Genomic DNA, 16,980 nt, shown 5'->3' with positions numbered 1-16,980 from the left:
GATCGGCACTGACCTCTCCAAGGTGTCAGGTCGGCCGCCGACCGGTGAGTTCGCGCGTCCACGGCCGTAGAGGTGCCTCCGTGCCCCGTGTGCGCGGGTTCCCGGCATCACGCCAGACCCACCGGAGGTGTCCCGGCAGGTCTGACGCGTGCGTCGTGCCTTTCGCCCCTGTTAGGGAGCGACCGTGATGTGGTTGGGAACCGGGGGCGTGATCAACGGGTTCGCCGCGAAGTGGGCGGCGAAGGCGTCGATGTCGAGCGGGCCGCTCCACAGGTCGGTGCCACCGGTGAAGGCGGCGAACGCGTCACCGCCACCGACGAGGAAGTTGTTGGCCGCGACCCTGATCGTCTGGGTGTCCGTCACGTCGACACCGTCGATCTTCATGGCGGAGATCTTCGAACCCCACGGCGCGCTCGCACTGTAGGTGTAGGTGAAGTTCGACGAGGGCTGCAGGATCTTGGTGAACGCCTGGGCGTTGGGGCCGCCGGTGAACTGCTGCTCCAGAACGGTCTTGAGCTGCGCACCGGTGAGCGTGATCACCTGCATGAGGTTGTTGAACGGCTGGACCGTGAACGCCTCGCCGTACGTCACCACCCCGTCGCCCTCACCGGCGGGCGAGCCCGTGTAGGTGAGGCCGGCCCGCACGCCGCCCGGGTTCATCAGGGCGATCTGGGCGTTGCCGCCGGTCCTGGTCGCGGCCAGCTGGCCGTCGGCGATCAGGTTGCCCAGCGAGGACTCGCCGGACGCGGACGCGGCGTTGGTGATGTCCGCGGTGATCTTGCCGATCGGCCTGTTGGCCACCGGCGCGACGCGGTCCTTCCAGGTCTGGACGAACGCGCTGATCTCCGGGTCGGGAGTGACGGTCCTGGTCACGACCTGGTTGTCGGCCACGACAGAGGAGCGCACGACGTCGCGGGTCCTGACGTCCACCTGGAAGTCGACCTTGGTGATGACCCGGCCGAAGGAACCACCCTGGCTGTAGAGACGGCCGGCACCCTTGGGGTCGGCCACCGTGCACAGGTAGGCCTGGTGGGAGTGGCCGCTGAGGATCATGTCGATCTCGGCGTCGACCTGCGTGGCGATCCGGTTGCCCGCGCCTGGCTGGGCGCTGCAGCTGTCGGGCGACCGGCCCGCGGTGACCTGGTCACCCTCGTGGACGAGCACGACCTGGGCCTTGACTCCAACGATCTTGAGAAGCCTGGACGCGACGTTCGCGGCCTTCACCTCGTCGATGAAGTCGAGGTCCTTGATGCCCTCCGAGGTGACGATGCTCGGGGTGCTCCCGGTGACCAGGCCGATGAAGCCGATCGGCACGCCGTTCATCCAGCGGATCGCGACCGGGGGCAGGGCCGGGATGCCGTAGTCCTTGAGCAGGGCGCGCAGCGAGGGGGTGTTCGTCCCGCCCAGGGCGCCCAGCGCCTGCTTCTCCGCGCCCTGCGCCGGCCGCTTGAAGACGACGTTCGCGCCGAGGTAGCTGTAGGCCGCGCCCTTCCACTCGCCCGCGGGTGAGCAGCCGTCCACCGGGTGGCAGCCACCGTTCATGATCCGCCTGAGCTCGGCGTACCCCTCGTCGAACTCGTGGTTGCCCACGGCGGAGGCGGTGACGCCGATCTTGCCGAGGAACTCCACCGAAGGCTCGTCGTGGTAGGCCGCCGAGATCAGCGGGGTCGCGCCGATCAGGTCGCCCTGGGCGACCTTCAGCGTGTTCTTGTCGGACAGCTGCTTGAGGTGGGTGGCGACGTAAACGGCGCCCCCCGCTTCGACCGTGGCGCCGGTCTCGTCGACCATGCGGCCGGACGAACCGGTCGGCGGCTCAAGGTTGCCGTGGAAATCGTTGAGGGAGAGCAGGCGGACCGGCACCGTCTTGGCGGGCGTGTTGCCCGCCTCGGCCGGCCCCGTCGCAAGCGTGACACCGGCCCCGGCGAGCACGCACGCCATGGTCAGCCGCAGGAAGGAACGAGACATCATGGTCCACGACACTAAGGGGACTATCTGTGCAAGGAATGTCCGAGAGATAACGATTCGCCCGACCGGTAGCTGGCGGCTTTTGCCAGTCCCCGGTGCTCTCCCAGGACGTGTACCCGCTTAGAGTCCAGAGCATGAACGTGCGTGTTGAACACCGGGGACTACTCGGCGAACAAGAGGTGTCCAGGGTCCTTGCGGTGGTGGATGCGGCCACGAAGGCCGACGGGGTCCGGCCACTCAACGAACATGTCATGCTGCACCTGCGCTACGGCGGCGACGAGCGGGCCGGAGCCGTGCTCCTGTACGCCGGGGACGACCTCGCGGGCTACGCCCACCTGGACCCGACGGACCCCGTCGAGGGGCCCAGCGGGGAGCTGGTCGTCCACCCGGCGTTCCGCGGGCGGGGATACGGACGGCGGCTGCTGCGGGCCGTGCTCGACCACGCCGGCGGGCACCTGCGTCTGTGGGCGCACGGCGGACACCCGGCGGCCGATGCCCTCGCCCTGTCGGAGGGGTTCGAAAGGGCGAGGTCGCTGTGGCAGATGCGCCGCCCCCTCACCGCCGACATCGGTGGTTTCGACCTCCCCCAGGGCGTACGGCTCCGCACCTTCGAGCCGGGCACCTCAGACCAGGAGGCCTGGCTCGCCCTCAACGCCAAGGCCTTCGCCGACCACCCGGAGCAGGGCGCGTGGACGCTTGACGACCTCAAACTGCGCGAGCGGGAACCCTGGTTCGACCCGGCCGGGTTCTTCCTCGCCGTACGGCCCGGCGGCCCCGAGGGCCGTGACCGGCTGGTGGGCTTCCACTGGACCAAGGTGCACGGCGACGGCGACCACGCGCACGAGCCGGTCGGCGAGGTCTACGTCGTCGGCGTCGACCCCGCCGAGCAGGGCGGCGGCCTGGGCAGGTCACTGACCCTGGCGGGCCTGGCCCACCTGCGCTCGCGAGGCCTGACCCACGTGATGCTGTACGTCGACGAGAGCAACCCCGCGGCGATCCGCCTGTACCAGGGACTGGGTTTCACCCGGTGGGACGTCGACGTGATGTACCGGAAGGGCAGTGCCTGACGGACTTGAAGTGGACCAGGTCCCCCCCGAGGGATCTGGTCCACCTGGAGTACTACTCGATCATCCAGTGGAGCGCGAAGTAGGACAGCGCGGCGACCAACGCGGCGGCCGGGATCGTGAGAACCCAGGCGGTCACGATGTTGCCCGCGACACCCCAGCGCACGGCCGACAGACGCTTGGTGGCGCCGACGCCCATGATCGCACTGGTGATCGTGTGGGTGGTCGAGATGGGGGCACCGAAGCCGATGGCCGCGGTGTAGAGCACCGCCGCCGCGGCCGTCTCCGCGGCGAACCCCTGCGGAGGGTCGAGCGCGATGATCCGGCGGCCGAGCGTCCGCATGATCCGCCAGCCTCCCGCGTACGTGCCGAGCGAGATGGCCGTGGCGGCGGCGAGGATGACCCACTGCGGGATCGGGTCACCGTCATGCTGGTAGCCGCCGACCACGAGGGCCAGGAAGATGACGCCCATGGTCTTCTGCGCGTCCTGAAGACCGTGGCCCAGCGCCATCGCCGCCGCGGAGACGGTCTGCGCGTAGCGGAAGCCCCGGTTGGTCTTCGCCGGCTGGGAGCGCCGGAACCCCCACAGGATGCCGATCATGATCAGCCCGGCGAGGCTGAAGCCGACCAGCGGGGACAGGATCATCGGGATGACGACCTTGTCCACCACCCCGTCCCAGTGCACGGTGCTCGCCGAGGCGAGCGCGGCGCCGACCAGACCGCCGATCAGCGCGTGACTGCTGGAGGAGGGAAGGCCGAAGTACCAGGTGATGAGGTTCCAGGTGATCGCGCCGATCAGGCCCGAGCCGACGATCACGAGACCGTGGCTTCCCTGTGGAGCGTCGATGATGCCCTTGCCGACGGTCGCGGCCACCTGCGTACCGAGGTGCGCGCCCAGGAAGTTCATGGCCGCGGCCATGAAGAGCGCGGCCCTCGGCGTCAGCGCGCGCGTTGAGACGGAGGTCGCGATCGCGTTCGCGGCGTCGTGGAAGCCGTTGGTGTAGTCGAACACCAACGCTACGACCACCACGCCGATGACGAGTGCGAGCGTGAGGTCCACTTAGCTTTCCTTGACCGCGATCGACTCGATCGTGTTGGCCACGTGCTCGAAGGCGTCGGCGGCCATCTCGAGCTGATCGATGACCTCCTTCATCTTGAGGACCGTCAACGCGTCGTACTCCCCGCCGAAGAGCTTGGCGAGAAGGCGGCGGTAGACCTGGTCGGCCTGGTTCTCCAGCCGGTTGATCTCGATCCAGTACTCGTTGAGGTTCTTCATCGAGCGCAGCCGCGGCATGGCCTCGGCGGTGAGCTCGGCGGCACGTTCCAGAACCTCGACCTGCCGGACGACCTCCTTGGGAAGGTGGTCGATCTGGTACAGGACGATGAGGTCGGCGGCCGCCTCCATGTAGTCCATCACGTCGTCGAGGTTCGAGGCGAGACGGTAGATGTCCTCGCGGTCGAAGGGGGTGATGAAGCTCTCGTTGAGCCGGTTCATGATCGCGTGAGTACGCTCGTCACCGGCGTGCTCACATGCGCGCATCTTCTCGGCCAGAGCTTCCCTGTCCGATCCGTCACTGATGATCTCTACCAGCAGACGGGACGCTGTGACGAGGTTGTTCGCCGAGTCTGCGAACAAGTCGTAGTAGCTGTCCTCACTTGGTGTGAGACGGAGGCGCACGTCGTTCTCCAGATGTGCGGGGATGGTCCGCAGAGAAGGGTACGGGTTACCAGCGGAAATGCGAACTTCACCCGCTAGACATGCACTCTTCCCGATGTCGCTACCCGGCGCATACCCGGCGACACACAGCTTGAGGCAGCCTTGAGGCCATCTTTCCGCTGACCGTTTTGCTGGTTTTCGGCCACAGTATGACGAAGACAGGCCAAGTATGGGACTTCTCTACCCCTGAACGCCATCCGGCATCTTCCCCGCGCTTCCCCCGGAAACCCCCGCGCCCAACGCGCTTCCCGCACGGTTCACCAAGGTCACCAGGGCTCGTCGGCCCCCGCGAAAGATCAGGGTGATTTCCATCACGGTCGCCCGTTAACCCGTATTTTGGCTGCTCGCAGCAGCCCAAACCGCGGCCCCGTTCCCGCGGCCTCTCGCCCCTCGGAGTCCCCGGGCGCTCCCCTTCTTCGGAGGGTTCACCCCGCCACGACAACCCGCCCCGGCATGAAAGTTCACTTTGAATTCATCATCAGTTCATCTTTGGCGGGGAATCCGCCTCCGGGACCTCAGATCGGCGTCCGGTGGAAGTTGAGGTACGAACGGCTCGGCGTCGGCCCCCGCTGCCCCTGGTAGCGGGATCCGTACTTCTCCGAACCATAGGGATACTCGGCCGGAGAGCTGAGCCTGAACATGCAGAGCTGGCCGATCTTCATCCCGGGCCAGAGCTTGATCGGCAACGTCGCGACGTTGGAGAGCTCAAGCGTGACGTGCCCGCTGAAGCCCGGATCGATGAACCCGGCCGTGGAGTGGGTCAGCAGGCCGAGCCTGCCCAGCGAGCTCTTCCCCTCCAGCCGCGAGGCGATGTCGTCCGGCAGCGTGACGACCTCGTACGTGCTCGCCAGCACGAACTCCCCCGGGTGCAGAATGAACGGCTCGCCCTTGTCGGGCTCGACCATCCGCGTCAGGTCCGGTTGCTCGACAGCCGGATCGATGTGCGGGTACCGGTGGTTCTCGAAGACCCTGAAGTAGCGGTCCAGGCATACGTCGACACTGGACGGCTGGATCATCTCCGGCTGGAAGGGATCTATCCTCACCCTCCCCGCCTCGATCTCGGCAACGATGTCACGATCGGAAAGCAGCACGTGAGGCAACCTACCAACGCCACGCCCTCCCGGGAGCGTCGGCACAGACCCCGATCCCGCTTCCCACAGTGGACGAGAGGCACCCAACTTCCGCTACAGTGGTGGGGCGGCACACCGCTGCGGGTGTAGTTCAATGGCAGAACATCAGCTTCCCAAGCTGACAGCGCGGGTTCGATTCCCGTCACCCGCTCCACGCTCAAAGGCCCAGGTCAGGGATGGATTCCCGACCCGGGCCTTGTTTGTTTCTAAAACTATTTGATCTTCGCGTGCCATTAGCGTGCCATTAGCTCTCGATCAGCGCACCGGGATCAGCATCCCCGCCGAGCCGTCCTCCTCCTCGTCGCGCCCAATGATCTGCCGGTCGATCGCGTCCGTGATCGTTCTGTCGGCACCCCGCACGGCGTGCTGATAGATCATCGCGGCGCGCACGTTGTCGTGACCCATCCGGGCCATCAGATCCTTGAGCCCCGCGCCGGACTCTGCGGCGAGCATGTTGCCCGTGTGACGGAGATCATGGAGGTGGAGACCGGGAAGACCCATCTCCCTGACCACATCCACCCAGCGCGTGCGGGTGTTGAACCCGCTGCGCCGGAGCGGGCCGCCCTTGGCACCGGGGAAGACGAGCGCGCCGGGATCGTCCTGGACATAGGTGCCCAGGTGCTCCCACAGCGCCGGAATGACGCCCTGGGGAATGCCGACGATGCGCCGGCCCGCCTTGGACTTGGGCGGGCCGAGGACCAGCTCACCCGTAGAGCGCTCGACGAAGGCCGCCCGGATGCGCACCGTCCCTGCGCCGAGGTCGATGTCACTGCGGCGGAGCGCGCTCACCTCACCCCATCGCAGGCTCGCGAAGGTAGTCAGGAGCACCAGGGCTCGGAAGCGCCGGTCATGGGTGCAGTCGGCCCGATCGTCCATCCCCATTTTCCACAGCGCCCGTTCGGCGTCCGCCCGTGTGGTGAAGATCTCCGGATGGGTGCGCATCTCGCCGTGCCGCTGGAAGCGCAGCCGATAAGCGTTGTCCTTGAGCTTTCGGACATTGCCGACCGGACGACGGCCCACCAGGTCGGCCAGCTCGAAGACCTGGGCCACGGTGAGCACCGGGCGCTCCTGGGCGTGCTCGTCGCCGGCCCCGCGAATCCGACACGGGTTGCGCGCAATGATGTGATCCTCTTCCGCCGCCGTCATCAGTACGGCCCGCAACAGGCGATACGCCTTGGCCGCCATGCTGACCGAGACCCCGTTGCCGAGCAGGTCGGCCCGCCACTGCCGAATCATCGCGGTGGAGAGCTTGCCAAGCGGCGGCGCGCCGCGCCGCCGTACGCCCCGCGCCGACGTCCCCGCGCCGCGCTGCGGCCTGGGGGCCGGTCACGGCGCGAGCGTCACGCGGGGCATCGCCGCAGGCACGCCACGCCGTACCAGACCAACGCGCCGACCACCGGCACACCGCCGCCAAGTTCTCGCCGTAGCCCTGCACCCGCCGCCCGATTGTCCGGGGCAGACGGAACCTGTCAAGGATGGCTGTGCAGGCAGGACAACCTCCCAAGGTGGAAGGTCACCGGCTCAGGGACACGCCAAGCCATCCTTGACAGAACCCGCCTGACAGTCCCGGAGGAGGCAGCTAGCGGGGGCAGGGGGAGAGTGGCGCATGGAAAGCGCGGGTCCGAAGAGTCACATCCCGTCCCTCACATCATGAAGCGGGCGGGAAGGTCCAATACAGGGTGAGGACGGTATAGCCATTCACGATCAAGGCAAATCCCGCTCTCCCACTCGACAACCGCCAGACACAACGCCCTGATGTAGATGGCGCCGTACTCGTCGTCATCAAGGTTGTATCGCTGGAAGAGGTCGGCGTACTTCACCAGTGGCCCGAGGGCCGCAATCACCGTTTCCGATGGGTGCTCCTCGAAGTATTCGATGTCCCAGCCTCCACCGCCTCCGTCGCCTTGGTAGTAGCTGAGCCCGAGGTTGTAGGAGTCCCATTGGACGCACCAATGGCGGGCATCCGGGGTGAGCGCGTCGTGGATCTGGCGGGAGAATCGTCCGTACCCACCCATGTCGTATGTGACGATGCCGGAACCTGCCTGCTCGATGAGGAAGTAGCCCTCCTCTATCGGGTTGTCCTCATCGGTGGATGTGCCCAGATCACGAGGACGCATGCCCATGCGGGTGACGACTTCCTTCGGAGACAGCGTTCCTGTCAAGGGGAACGTGACGGTCCAGCACAGAGCCTCAGGGTCCAGCACCCAGTGGTCAAGCATGTCGCGGTAGCGGGCGATTGCTTCGTGATGCATGCGGAGATCTTTCCAGAGCTAACGATCGCTATTGCAGCAAGTACTGCAACAGAGCCACACAACCGCTCACGTCCACATCCATCCAGCACTGCTCAGGACCGGGTTGCGCGCCCCTAACCACAGGTGGTGTGGTCCTGATAAGGAAGCGGTCTGGCCGTCAAGGAGCCTTGGCTGTACAGCCACAGCTACAGCCAAGAGCGCGGACGACGGCGGACTCTGGCGAACCACCACGGACGCCGGATCGCATGGTCAGAGCCTCAGAGCTTGATCGAATCGTCTTCTTTTAGTCCGCAGGTTTTGAGTTCGAGCCGTGCTGCAGCGCGGGCAGATTCCGGGCAGCGGAATGTGGTGCCAGCCTCTCCAGGCTGGCCGTCGGACGTGGCATCGTGGACGGATCAGCCAACGACGCCACTCATGAGCGGCCCTTTGACGATCTCCGGGGTCAGCACCACGCCGGTCAATCGGGCTGCGAGGAGAAGTGCTCCGGACGCGGACGACGGTGCCTCAGCACCGATTCCAGGTACGTCGTCGGGATCAAGGCCCGCCTGCCTCATCAGGTCGTTGAGCCGATCGGGATCACTTCCGTGCCGCCATTGGGGAATCTTGGGATTGAAATGCGTGACCAACTCCCCGTCCACCGCGTAGACGAAGTCGTCGGATGCGTAGTCGTGCCGCAGCACCGCCACGGCCACGGTCCCGGCCGAGAGGGCCTGTGCCTTGTCGGCTTCCGTGCACGTCCACCCGCTCTCCTCGATAAGCACCGTCCAGTCGCCCACTCGCCCCACGAGCACCGTCTCAGGAAAGAGGCCATCGTCTATCAACTCGTCATAGGTGAGTGGCCGGATGCTCTCCTGGTCGGCCCCCAGTCAGCGAAGCGCCTGCACCTCGCTGACTCCACGCACGAAGGTCAGGCACCACAGATCGCCCAGTTCGTCGTCTTCGGCCAGCCAGGCAACATCGGCGTAGGTAAACGCCATCCGCAACACCTCATCTGTTGATCGTCGTGCCATTAGCGTGCCATTAAGGGGGGTAACGAGGGGTCAACCGCGGTCACTCACGACCGGCACGAAGCCCAGGTCAGCTGCCCGACAAGGCGTGATCCATACGATTCCCAAGCTGACAGCGCGGGTTCGATTCCCGTCACCCGCTCCACTCACGAAGGCCCAGGTCAGGACATGAATCCAGATCTGGGCCTTGGTTGTTTTCGAGATTCTTTGATCTTCTCGGGCCATCAGCGGCCATTAGCTCTGTGGATCACCCTGCGGGCATCTCGTCGGCCACGTCCCGCGCATGGAGTTGCTTGTTGATCGCATCGGTGATCACCTTGTCCGCGCCTCGTACGGCGTGCCGATAGATCATGGCCGCCCTGACGTTGTCGTGTCCCATCCGGGCCATGAGGTCCTTGAGCCCCGCGCCCAACTCGGCCGCGAGCATATTGCCGTATGCCGAAGGTCACGGAAGTGCAGGCCCGGCATGCCCATATCCCTCACGACATCGACCCAACGCGTACGGGTATTGAAGCCGCTACGCCGCAGCGGCCCGCCCTCGGCACCGGGAACGACGAGCGCGCCCGGCTCGTCCTGGACGTAGGTCGCCAGGTACTCACGCAGGGCCGGAATGATCCCCTCGGGGATGCCGACTACCCGCCGGCCCGCCTTGGGACTTGGGAGGCCCGAGAACCAGTTCTCCCGTGAAGCGCTCGACGAAGGCCGCTCGGATGCGCACGGCCCCTGCCGCCGACCGCGAACGAACAGCCGCAGACAGCGTGAACAACCAGCTCAGCCAGTCGCTGAGGGACGGCTACAACCATGCCAGATGGACACTCCCGCGCAGCTGAGGCCGAGCAGGAACGGATGGACGGCGCCGCGTTCGATGAGGCCGACGAGGACGTTGGCCCCGGAAATGAGGTCGGCGAAATAAGCCACCATCGAAACCAGACCGATCACGCCAACGGTGACCAGCGTCCGCCCGAGTTTCAGAGAAAATCCGACGCGTCGGTGCATGCTCCCGAGCATGATGGCCAGTACGTTAGCGCCGACGAAGCCTGCGAAGGCGCCCAAGGCATGGAAGTCACCGGTGCCGTCGTTCATCGCCTCGCCGGATCCGGGAAACAATCCCAGCAGGACGCCGCCGGCGGCCAGCAGCGTCGCGGGCACAAGCGCTGCCCAGCGGCGCCAACCCAGCAGACCGCGCAGCACAGCCACACCGGCCAGAATTGTGATCCCGAACAGGAAGAAACCGGTGTTCATCACCCATGCCAGCGGTGAGTACATGTACTGCCCGAACAGTGTCGAGGGCCCGTGAACTCCGAGATTGCTGATGAAGTGATACGTGTAGCTGTAGGGCGGGTCTGTCCATGCCGCGGCGGCGATGAACTCGGCGAGCAAGAAGATCACCGGCCCGGCGATGAGTAAAGCTCCCGCGGTTCGGCGCTGCGAAGGCCGACGCGCGTCGGGGACGAGCGCTTCAGGCTTTGCGTCGTTCACAGGTTCGTTTCGTTCGCGGCTCGAGAGCGGGTTGATGTTGCTGGCCATGGTCATGGTCCTTTCCGGTGTCTGCGCTGGGCGCCGAGGCCGGTGCGGGTTCGCGCCGAGTCGACGCAGCATCGGGGATCCCAGCCCGCCAATTTAACTTAACTCACATACTTACTACATCGAGACTACTTTTACTGTCAATGTAGTTAGAGTCCGGCACTAGTAGGATCTGGCCATGGTTGATGGAACGGCCGTGGGACGGCGCGAACGCAAGAAGGCAGCAACGCGGGCGGCGATCCTGGACGCGGCAACGGCGCTCTTCCTCGAGCGCGGCTTCGACGGGGTCAGTGTTCGCGAGATCGCGGACAAGGCGGACGTCTCACCCAAGACGGTCTTCACGCATTTCCCGCAGAAGGAGGCGCTTGTCTTCAGCGACGAGGACGAACGGCATGAGCGCCTCGTGGCCGCGGTAGGTGGCCGGGCGCCGGGGACCACGATCTCCGATGCGCTGAAGGCGCACTACCTCTCCGAGATCGCCGCGATGAGGTCCGGGCCCCAACGTCAGATCCTCACCCTCATGGAAGAGACACCGGCCCTTATCGATTACGCGGAGAAGATGTGGTTCCGCCATGAGGACGCCCTGGTTGCCGAGATCACCAAGGAGTTCGGGCTCACGGAGCCGAACAACGAGATCCGCTTCTACGTCCGCTTCGCCCTGCAAATCCAGCTCAGCGCCACCCACGAGGCAGATCCAGGATCAACCATCGATGCGGGGTTCCGACTCCTCAATGAAGGCTGGGCGCGCTACTACGAGGCTGGAGACTGGAGCCGTATCCGGGTGCAGGCTCGCGAGCGGTAGCCTCGCCGAGGCGGACGAAGGCCCCAGCCACGGTGGCCGCTTTGTCGGGGCCGCAACGCTGCTCCCAAGCGCTGTGAGCTGTTGCGTACCCAACGCGCGTCGTACAGGTCGGCGAATTCGCCCGGCTCCACACTGAACCTTTTCATCCCTTGTGGCGGGTGAGCTGGCGTTCCGATCCGCCTGCACACTACGTGGGGCTAACCAGGGATCTGTTCCTCCCCATAGCTGAAAGAGATCCGCCCATCACTGTCCCAAGTCATCTCGAAGACGCCCGGATGAGCGGTGACGCCCTTCACCCGCAGCCCTGGGCGGAAGGGACGCTCTGGAGCGGCCAGATCAAGAACGAACGCCTCCATCACGACCTTACGGAACAGAGCCTGTCGCGGCTCGGAAAGCTTCTTCCAATCTCGCTCGAATCGCGGCGTGGTCTCAAAGGTCGGCATCACTCGTCCGCGGACCCCAACTTGTCCAGGTGGGCGAACATGCCCTCTGTGGACTCGCGCTTGGTCCCTCGCTCACGCCTGATGTCCTCGTCCGCCTCCCGCTCTCCCGCCCTGCTGCCGGTCGTGACACACACCTTGTGCCGACCCTTGGGCACTCTCAGTCAGGACGATCGATCGCGTGCCAGATCCGTGCCAGAACAGGCGGGGAACCTAGGCCATTCACGGGGACGCACAGGCAGTCGACCCGCCCTGACCTGCACCCCTGCCTTCCCAGCTCAGGACCCCAAGATCAGCAGATGATTCCCAAGCTGACAGCGCGGGTTCGATTCCCGTCACCCGCTCCAACATCAAAGGTCCAGCTCAAGAATGTGATCTAGAGCTGGGCCTTCCTCGTTCCCTTGGCGCTGACGACTCCCGAGCAAGCCTGTCGCGGCTGAAGACCACTACCACGGAAGGGGCAGCGGAAGCCTATGGACTGAGCCTCGAAGTTGCCGCCTGCAACTTATGCGGTCGCGAGCTGTCGGTGATGCACCGTTAGAGGCTCGATTTCAGTGGTGTCGTCGTCGACGACGAGTTCGACGCGGAACCGAACCCCCATTGCCGCACCGAGGCGCAGCAGTGTCGCTATATCCGGAATGCCGCCACCGCCCTCGATGCGAGACAGGGCGGGTTGGGACATCCCAGAGCGCTCCGCTACGACCTTCTGAGACAAGCCTCGGCGCTTACGGATCTCACGCAACTGGTCTCCGAGCTCCAGGTCACGGCCCGCCTGCTCGTATTCGGAGTGGGGCTGCGCATCCGCTTCCATCTCGCGCAGACGCTTCGCCTTGTAGGTTTCCCAACGGCTGTGACCCATCATGCGCTCCTCTCGAACACGTGCGTGGTGGTTAGGTCGTGCTCTGCCTCACACCGCTTCTTAGCAGCGATCGCTCGGTCGACGTCGGCGGTCTGCGCCCCGTCCCGTGTCTTGCGAAAGACCGTCAGGACCACGATCACCTTGCTGGATGGCTTCCAGAAGGTCAACCGCCAGGTTGTGCGGTCGAGAGCAACACGCAGCTCGTGCACACCTTCGGCATCCTTCAGCTTCTTCACGTGATCCCCGTCAGGGATGCCACCAGTGACGAGGTAGTCGTCTACGTTCCGCATAACCCGCTGGTAGAGCGGAAAGGAAAGTCCGTCCAGCCAAGACTCCACCTCCGGCTCTAAGTCGATCTCCCACCGAGACATACCATCAATAGTATATGCACTCGATGGTAACCCATGGCGGTAATGAACACCAGGCCCACCCCCGCGTCCACTTCTCGACCTTGGTTACTCGCCCAGTTCCTCCCGGGCGGCGTTGATCGCGTGCCAGATCCGTGCCAGAACAGGCAGGGAACCCCGGTCGCTCAAGGGGACTCACGGGGAACCGCACCCCGCCTACCTTCACCCCTGTTTTCCCAGCTCAGTCCACCAGCACCAGCAGCCGATTCCCAAGCTGACAGCGCGGGTTCGATTCCCGTCACCCGCTCCACCTCAGGAAAACGGCATCTTCCCGGCCGTATAACCCACATGCTCGGGATCATGCCTTGATGTCACACTGTCGCGGTGTCCCGAACCGACCTCAGCGATATCGAGTACCTACGTCACATCGAGCACCTGGCGCGCGAGGTCGTGAACGCGGCAGACAACGAGGGATGGCTCACTCTCACCACCACCTCCGATGAGGCCACGCCACTTCAGCGAGCGGTGATCGAGACAGCCCGCCAACTCCGTCACCATCACTTCGACGGGGACGGATGTCTCGACGAGGACCTTCCCCTGATGAAACTCGCCGGGGTGGTCATCCTCCGGCCGGACGCTCTTCCCATCGGCATGGAAGAGAGCTACAGCGAGATCTGCGCCCGCCTGGACGTCGAAGCCCGACCCGAAGGGTGGGCGATCTGGAACACCTGGGCCAAAGACAGCCAGCCCATCTCGATCGTCCTGATCGACTCCAGCGGCACCGAAGGACTGCTCACGAACTGGGCACAAGGCATCGAGATCTACCCGATCACCCCTCTCCCCGCCCAAGTGATCCTGACACTGCAGGGGTGGATCACCCCCATGATCTTGTCCCCTGCCAGTGCCCGGAAACTGGGGGCGACTCAGCCCATCCGTACTCAGTGATCAGGAGATTTTCGGAAAGGTCGAGTGACTCTGCACCATCGCTGCTGAGTCCGCCACCGCACCCGCTCCAGAGCTTCGACCGTCGGGCCATTAGCGGGCCATTAACCAGGGTGACGAGAGGTCAACCACGGTCACTCACGACCGGCCGAACGCCCAGCTCAGCCGCTCTACAAGGCGTGATCGATGCACTTCCCAAGCTGACAGCGCCTTGGTGTACACCGGAAGTCGGGACTGCAGAACTCCTCCCCTGGAGGAAGTGCTCCGGCCTCAGGACGATCCAGATAGGCGAGGTCGTAGGGGTTCCCAGCTCTATGGATCAAGACAAGATGGGTTCATGCGCCTGCCCCATCCCTCCGATCCGGAACTTATGGCGGCTGTTCGCCGCTACGTCACACCGGGCCGCGGAGTAGCGAAGCGATACATGGACCTCCTCCACGGCAATTTCATGGACAGGCCCGAGCCCGAGCGATCCCAGTTCACCCGCTCCCTCGTCAGAGCGGCGAAGAAGATCACCGACGAGGAACTCCACACGCTTCTGGACAGCGAATGGCGAGCCCGCCTCACCGCGTCCTGGCTGATCGGGTTGGATCGCCGCTCGCAGTTCCGCAGCCGCATCGGTGAACTGCTCCTGGCCAGCGAACTCGTCTATGCGGGCCAGGGCTACTGCTTCTCGCTCGCCCGCTTCGAGGACACCACTGATGCTGCCCTTCTCGTGGCCTACCTCGATCGCTATTTGCCCAGACTGGACTGTCAATATGACCAGCACTGGGCGATCGGCGCGCTACTCCGGCTCGACGAACGTCTCGGTACCAGCCATGCCGCGAGATTCCTTGCCCCGGACGGTCTGTGGCAGCACTCGGCGATGAAGAACCAAGATCCAGCGGAGTGGCAGGAGCGCATCGTCAAGTTGTGCTCCATCGCCGATGTGTGCATGACTCGGAAGCGCTTCCTCGAATCGTAGCTTTCTCCACTGCCGCTGGTGCCAGGCATGTGCCGCAACAGCTCTGGATCGCTTCCACTGATTCACAAGATCCGAAATATGCGCGGATTGCTCTTACTGAACAAGGACAAGGCAGCATCCAAACTGCCCGGTCAGGGTTTCCCGGAGGGCAATAAGCTCCATCCACTTTTAATCCGCAGGTTTTGAGTTCGAGCCGTGCTGCAGCGCGGGCAGATTCCGGGCAGCGGAATGTGGTGCCAGCCTCTCCAGGCTGGCCGTCGGACGTGGCATCGTGGACGGATCAGCCAACGACGCCACTCATGAGCGGCCCTTTGACGATCTCCGGGGTCAGCACCACGCCGGTCAACCGGGCTGCGAGGAGAAGTGCTCCGGACGCGGACGACGGTACCTGAGCACCGGTTCCGGGTGCGTCGTCGGGATCAAGGCCCGCCTGCCTCATCAGGTCGTTGAGCCGATCGGGATCACTTCCGTGGCGCCATTGGGGAATCTTGGGATTGAAATGCGTGACCAACTCCCCGTCCACCGCGTAGACGAAGTCGTCGGATGCGTAGTCATGCCGCAGCACCGCCACGGCCACGGTCCCGGCCGAGAGAGCCTGTGCCTTGTCGGCTTCCGTGCACGTCCACCCGCTCTCCTCGATAAGCACCGTCCACTCGCCCACTCGCCCCACGAGCACCGTCTCAGGAAAGAGGCCATCGTCTATCAACTCGTCATAGGTAAGTGGCCGAATGCTCTCCTGGTCGGCACCCAGCCGGCGAAGCGCCTGCACCTCGCTGACTCCACGCACGAAGGTCAGACACCACAGATCGCCCAGCTCGTCGTCTTCGGCCAGCCAGGCAACATCGGCGTAGGTAAACGCCATCCGCAACACCTCATCTGTTGATCGTCGTGCCATTAGCGTGCCATTAAGGAGGGTAACGAGGGGTCAACTACGGTCACTCACGACCAGCCCGAAACCCAGGTCGGCCGCCCAACAAGGCGTGATCCATACGATTCCCAAGCTGACAGCGCGGGTTCGATTCCCGTCACCCGCTCCACGTGAGAAAGCCCAGGCCGGAAGGAGATTCCGAGACCTGGGCTTTGATCTTGTGAGGGCCCTGTTCTCGCTGTCGTGCCAGACTCGTGCCGGGACAGTTGATCATGACGTCTCATCCCACCGACGAGAGCGCTTCGGGATCTGGAGTTGCCGGGCGATCCGGTGAGGTCGGTGAAGTATCTGGCGCGGTCGACGCGGGGCCGAGCGGGCTGAGCTGAGCCGGTGACGGGTCGCTGTACCGTACCGCGTGATCTGTCCTGCCCTCGGGTCACGACGGCGCTTGTTCCCGCGACCAGTCCTGTGCGTGCAGCTTGTCCTGTTCGCGTAGCCAGGGCCGCAGTGCGGCGTCCGTCGCCTCCTGCAAGCGGCGGCTCATGGCGGCGGGATCATCGCCCGCTGTCTCCAGCAACACCTGCAAAGCCCCGGTGACCGCCCCGACGAACGCCCCCACGAGAGCCGCCGCCCCGACCTCGTCCAGCTCATCGGGATAGGCCGCACACAGGTGACGCGCGATCTCCCGCTGCGCGTCGAGCTGGAGCTGCAAGCCGCGCCCCCGCACCGCGGGCACGCTCCGGATGAGCCGCAGCCGGAGCGCGGCCACCCTGCTCACCATCTCATCGCTGTCACGGTTCACGTTGCGCAGCGCACGCAGCAGCACGTCGGCCGGCCGGTCCTCGGGCCCGCGCGTGGCGATGGCCTCGACGGCGGCCGTAATCCGCGAGTCGCTCTCCGGGAAGAGCAGTTCCTCCTTGCTGGCGAAGTAGCTGAAGAAGGTGCGCGTGCCGATCTCGGCCGCCTCGGCGATGTCGGCGACGGTCGTGCGCTCGTAGCCATGCTCCTCGAACAGCTCCACGGCGGCCTCGACGATCGCCTGGCGGGTGCGCTGCCGCTTCCGTTCGCGCAGGGTGAGCTCAGCCATGCCGCAGATGAT

At 65.1% G+C, this 16,980-nt stretch carries 19 protein-coding genes and 1 tRNA gene; 5 read left to right on the top strand and 15 right to left on the bottom strand.

The window, feature by feature from the left end; translation table 11 throughout:
- Positions 1-171: 171 nt before the first annotated feature.
- Positions 172-1,968: a bifunctional metallophosphatase/5'-nucleotidase gene (locus tag ACQP0P_RS06430; RefSeq protein ID WP_433372225.1), complete on the bottom strand. Its 1,797-nt coding sequence runs from the start codon at positions 1,966-1,968 to the stop codon at positions 172-174.
- Between the two features lie 131 nt (positions 1,969-2,099).
- On the opposite strand from ACQP0P_RS06430, the gene mshD reads away from it, so the two are divergent.
- A complete protein-coding gene (gene mshD, locus ACQP0P_RS06425) occupies positions 2,100-3,032 on the top strand; it encodes a mycothiol synthase (RefSeq protein WP_433372222.1) in 933 nt (310 codons plus the stop codon).
- A gap of 52 nt (positions 3,033-3,084) precedes the next feature.
- On the opposite strand, the gene ACQP0P_RS06420 is transcribed toward mshD, so the two are convergent.
- From ACQP0P_RS06420 to dcd, 3 genes are all read right to left on the bottom strand, one after another.
- Positions 3,085-4,089, bottom strand: a complete 1,005-nt coding sequence (locus tag ACQP0P_RS06420) for an anion permease (protein ID WP_433372219.1) — start codon at positions 4,087-4,089, stop codon at positions 3,085-3,087.
- Positions 4,090-4,707, bottom strand: a complete 618-nt coding sequence (locus ACQP0P_RS06415) for a DUF47 domain-containing protein (RefSeq protein WP_030924556.1) — start codon at positions 4,705-4,707, stop codon at positions 4,090-4,092.
- A gap of 554 nt (positions 4,708-5,261) precedes the next feature.
- The gene (gene dcd, locus ACQP0P_RS06410; RefSeq protein WP_433372216.1) at positions 5,262-5,837 is read right to left on the bottom strand and encodes a dCTP deaminase; all 576 of its coding nucleotides are present in this window, start codon (positions 5,835-5,837) and stop codon (positions 5,262-5,264) included.
- Positions 5,838-5,956: 119 nt separating this feature from the next.
- Between dcd and ACQP0P_RS06405 the strand changes: the two genes are divergently transcribed.
- Positions 5,957-6,030 (top strand) — tRNA-Gly (locus ACQP0P_RS06405).
- A 101-nt stretch (positions 6,031-6,131) separates the two neighbouring features.
- On the opposite strand, the gene ACQP0P_RS06400 is transcribed toward ACQP0P_RS06405, so the two are convergent.
- The 5 genes from ACQP0P_RS06400 to ACQP0P_RS06380 form a co-directional block, all read right to left on the bottom strand.
- Positions 6,132-7,112 carry a tyrosine-type recombinase/integrase gene (locus tag ACQP0P_RS06400; RefSeq protein WP_433372213.1) on the bottom strand — a complete coding sequence of 327 codons (981 nt, stop codon included), beginning with the start codon at positions 7,110-7,112 and terminating at the stop codon, positions 6,132-6,134.
- Positions 7,113-7,519: 407 nt separating this feature from the next.
- Entirely contained in the window at positions 7,520-8,128 is a 609-nt protein-coding gene (locus tag ACQP0P_RS06395; RefSeq protein WP_433372210.1) for a hypothetical protein, read from the bottom strand.
- A 395-nt stretch (positions 8,129-8,523) separates the two neighbouring features.
- Positions 8,524-8,919 (bottom strand): DUF6461 domain-containing protein, encoded by a 396-nt coding sequence (locus ACQP0P_RS06390; RefSeq protein WP_433372208.1) that lies wholly within the window; start codon positions 8,917-8,919, stop codon positions 8,524-8,526.
- A gap of 463 nt (positions 8,920-9,382) precedes the next feature.
- A complete protein-coding gene (locus ACQP0P_RS06385) occupies positions 9,383-9,562 on the bottom strand; it encodes a hypothetical protein (protein WP_433372205.1) in 180 nt (59 codons plus the stop codon).
- Positions 9,563-9,906: 344 nt separating this feature from the next.
- Positions 9,907-10,662 carry a DUF998 domain-containing protein gene (locus ACQP0P_RS06380; RefSeq protein ID WP_433372202.1) on the bottom strand — a complete coding sequence of 252 codons (756 nt, stop codon included), beginning with the start codon at positions 10,660-10,662 and terminating at the stop codon, positions 9,907-9,909.
- A gap of 175 nt (positions 10,663-10,837) precedes the next feature.
- Between ACQP0P_RS06380 and ACQP0P_RS06375 the strand changes: the two genes are divergently transcribed.
- Entirely contained in the window at positions 10,838-11,461 is a 624-nt protein-coding gene (locus ACQP0P_RS06375; RefSeq protein WP_433372199.1) for a TetR/AcrR family transcriptional regulator, read from the top strand.
- Positions 11,462-11,658: 197 nt separating this feature from the next.
- On the opposite strand, the gene ACQP0P_RS06370 is transcribed toward ACQP0P_RS06375, so the two are convergent.
- From ACQP0P_RS06370 to ACQP0P_RS06355, 4 genes are all read right to left on the bottom strand, one after another.
- The gene (locus ACQP0P_RS06370) at positions 11,659-11,904 is read right to left on the bottom strand and encodes a hypothetical protein (RefSeq protein WP_433372197.1); all 246 of its coding nucleotides are present in this window, start codon (positions 11,902-11,904) and stop codon (positions 11,659-11,661) included.
- Positions 11,904-12,038 carry a hypothetical protein gene (locus ACQP0P_RS06365; RefSeq protein WP_433372194.1) on the bottom strand — a complete coding sequence of 45 codons (135 nt, stop codon included), beginning with the start codon at positions 12,036-12,038 and terminating at the stop codon, positions 11,904-11,906. The genes ACQP0P_RS06370 and ACQP0P_RS06365 overlap by 1 nt, the downstream gene beginning before the upstream one ends.
- A gap of 368 nt (positions 12,039-12,406) precedes the next feature.
- The gene (locus ACQP0P_RS06360; protein WP_366283321.1) at positions 12,407-12,763 is read right to left on the bottom strand and encodes a helix-turn-helix domain-containing protein; all 357 of its coding nucleotides are present in this window, start codon (positions 12,761-12,763) and stop codon (positions 12,407-12,409) included.
- Positions 12,760-13,131: a type II toxin-antitoxin system RelE/ParE family toxin gene (locus tag ACQP0P_RS06355; RefSeq protein ID WP_433372190.1), complete on the bottom strand. Its 372-nt coding sequence runs from the start codon at positions 13,129-13,131 to the stop codon at positions 12,760-12,762. Before ACQP0P_RS06355 ends, ACQP0P_RS06360 begins: the two co-directional genes overlap by 4 nt.
- Positions 13,132-13,491: 360 nt before the next feature.
- Here ACQP0P_RS06355 and ACQP0P_RS06350 point away from each other — a divergent pair, with 360 nt between their 5' ends.
- Entirely contained in the window at positions 13,492-14,052 is a 561-nt protein-coding gene (locus ACQP0P_RS06350; RefSeq protein WP_433372187.1) for a hypothetical protein, read from the top strand.
- A 334-nt stretch (positions 14,053-14,386) separates the two neighbouring features.
- A complete protein-coding gene (locus tag ACQP0P_RS06345) occupies positions 14,387-15,013 on the top strand; it encodes a DUF6000 family protein (protein WP_433372184.1) in 627 nt (208 codons plus the stop codon).
- Positions 15,014-15,293: 280 nt separating this feature from the next.
- Here the strand turns inward: ACQP0P_RS06345 and ACQP0P_RS06340 are convergent, their stop codons facing one another.
- Both ACQP0P_RS06340 and ACQP0P_RS06335 read right to left on the bottom strand, forming a co-directional pair.
- On the bottom strand, positions 15,294-15,875 hold the full coding sequence (locus ACQP0P_RS06340; protein WP_433372181.1) for a DUF6461 domain-containing protein: 582 nt from the start codon (positions 15,873-15,875) through the stop codon (positions 15,294-15,296).
- Positions 15,876-16,317: 442 nt separating this feature from the next.
- Positions 16,318-16,968: a TetR/AcrR family transcriptional regulator gene (locus tag ACQP0P_RS06335; RefSeq protein WP_433372178.1), complete on the bottom strand. Its 651-nt coding sequence runs from the start codon at positions 16,966-16,968 to the stop codon at positions 16,318-16,320.
- Positions 16,969-16,980: the final 12 nt, after the last annotated feature.

Source organism: Streptosporangium sp. CA-115845 (assembly GCF_050943795.1).
Classification (GTDB): domain Bacteria; phylum Actinomycetota; class Actinomycetes; order Streptosporangiales; family Streptosporangiaceae; genus Streptosporangium.
Note: the sequence above shows the minus strand (reverse complement) of the source record. Positions and strands in the feature narration are given on the sequence as shown.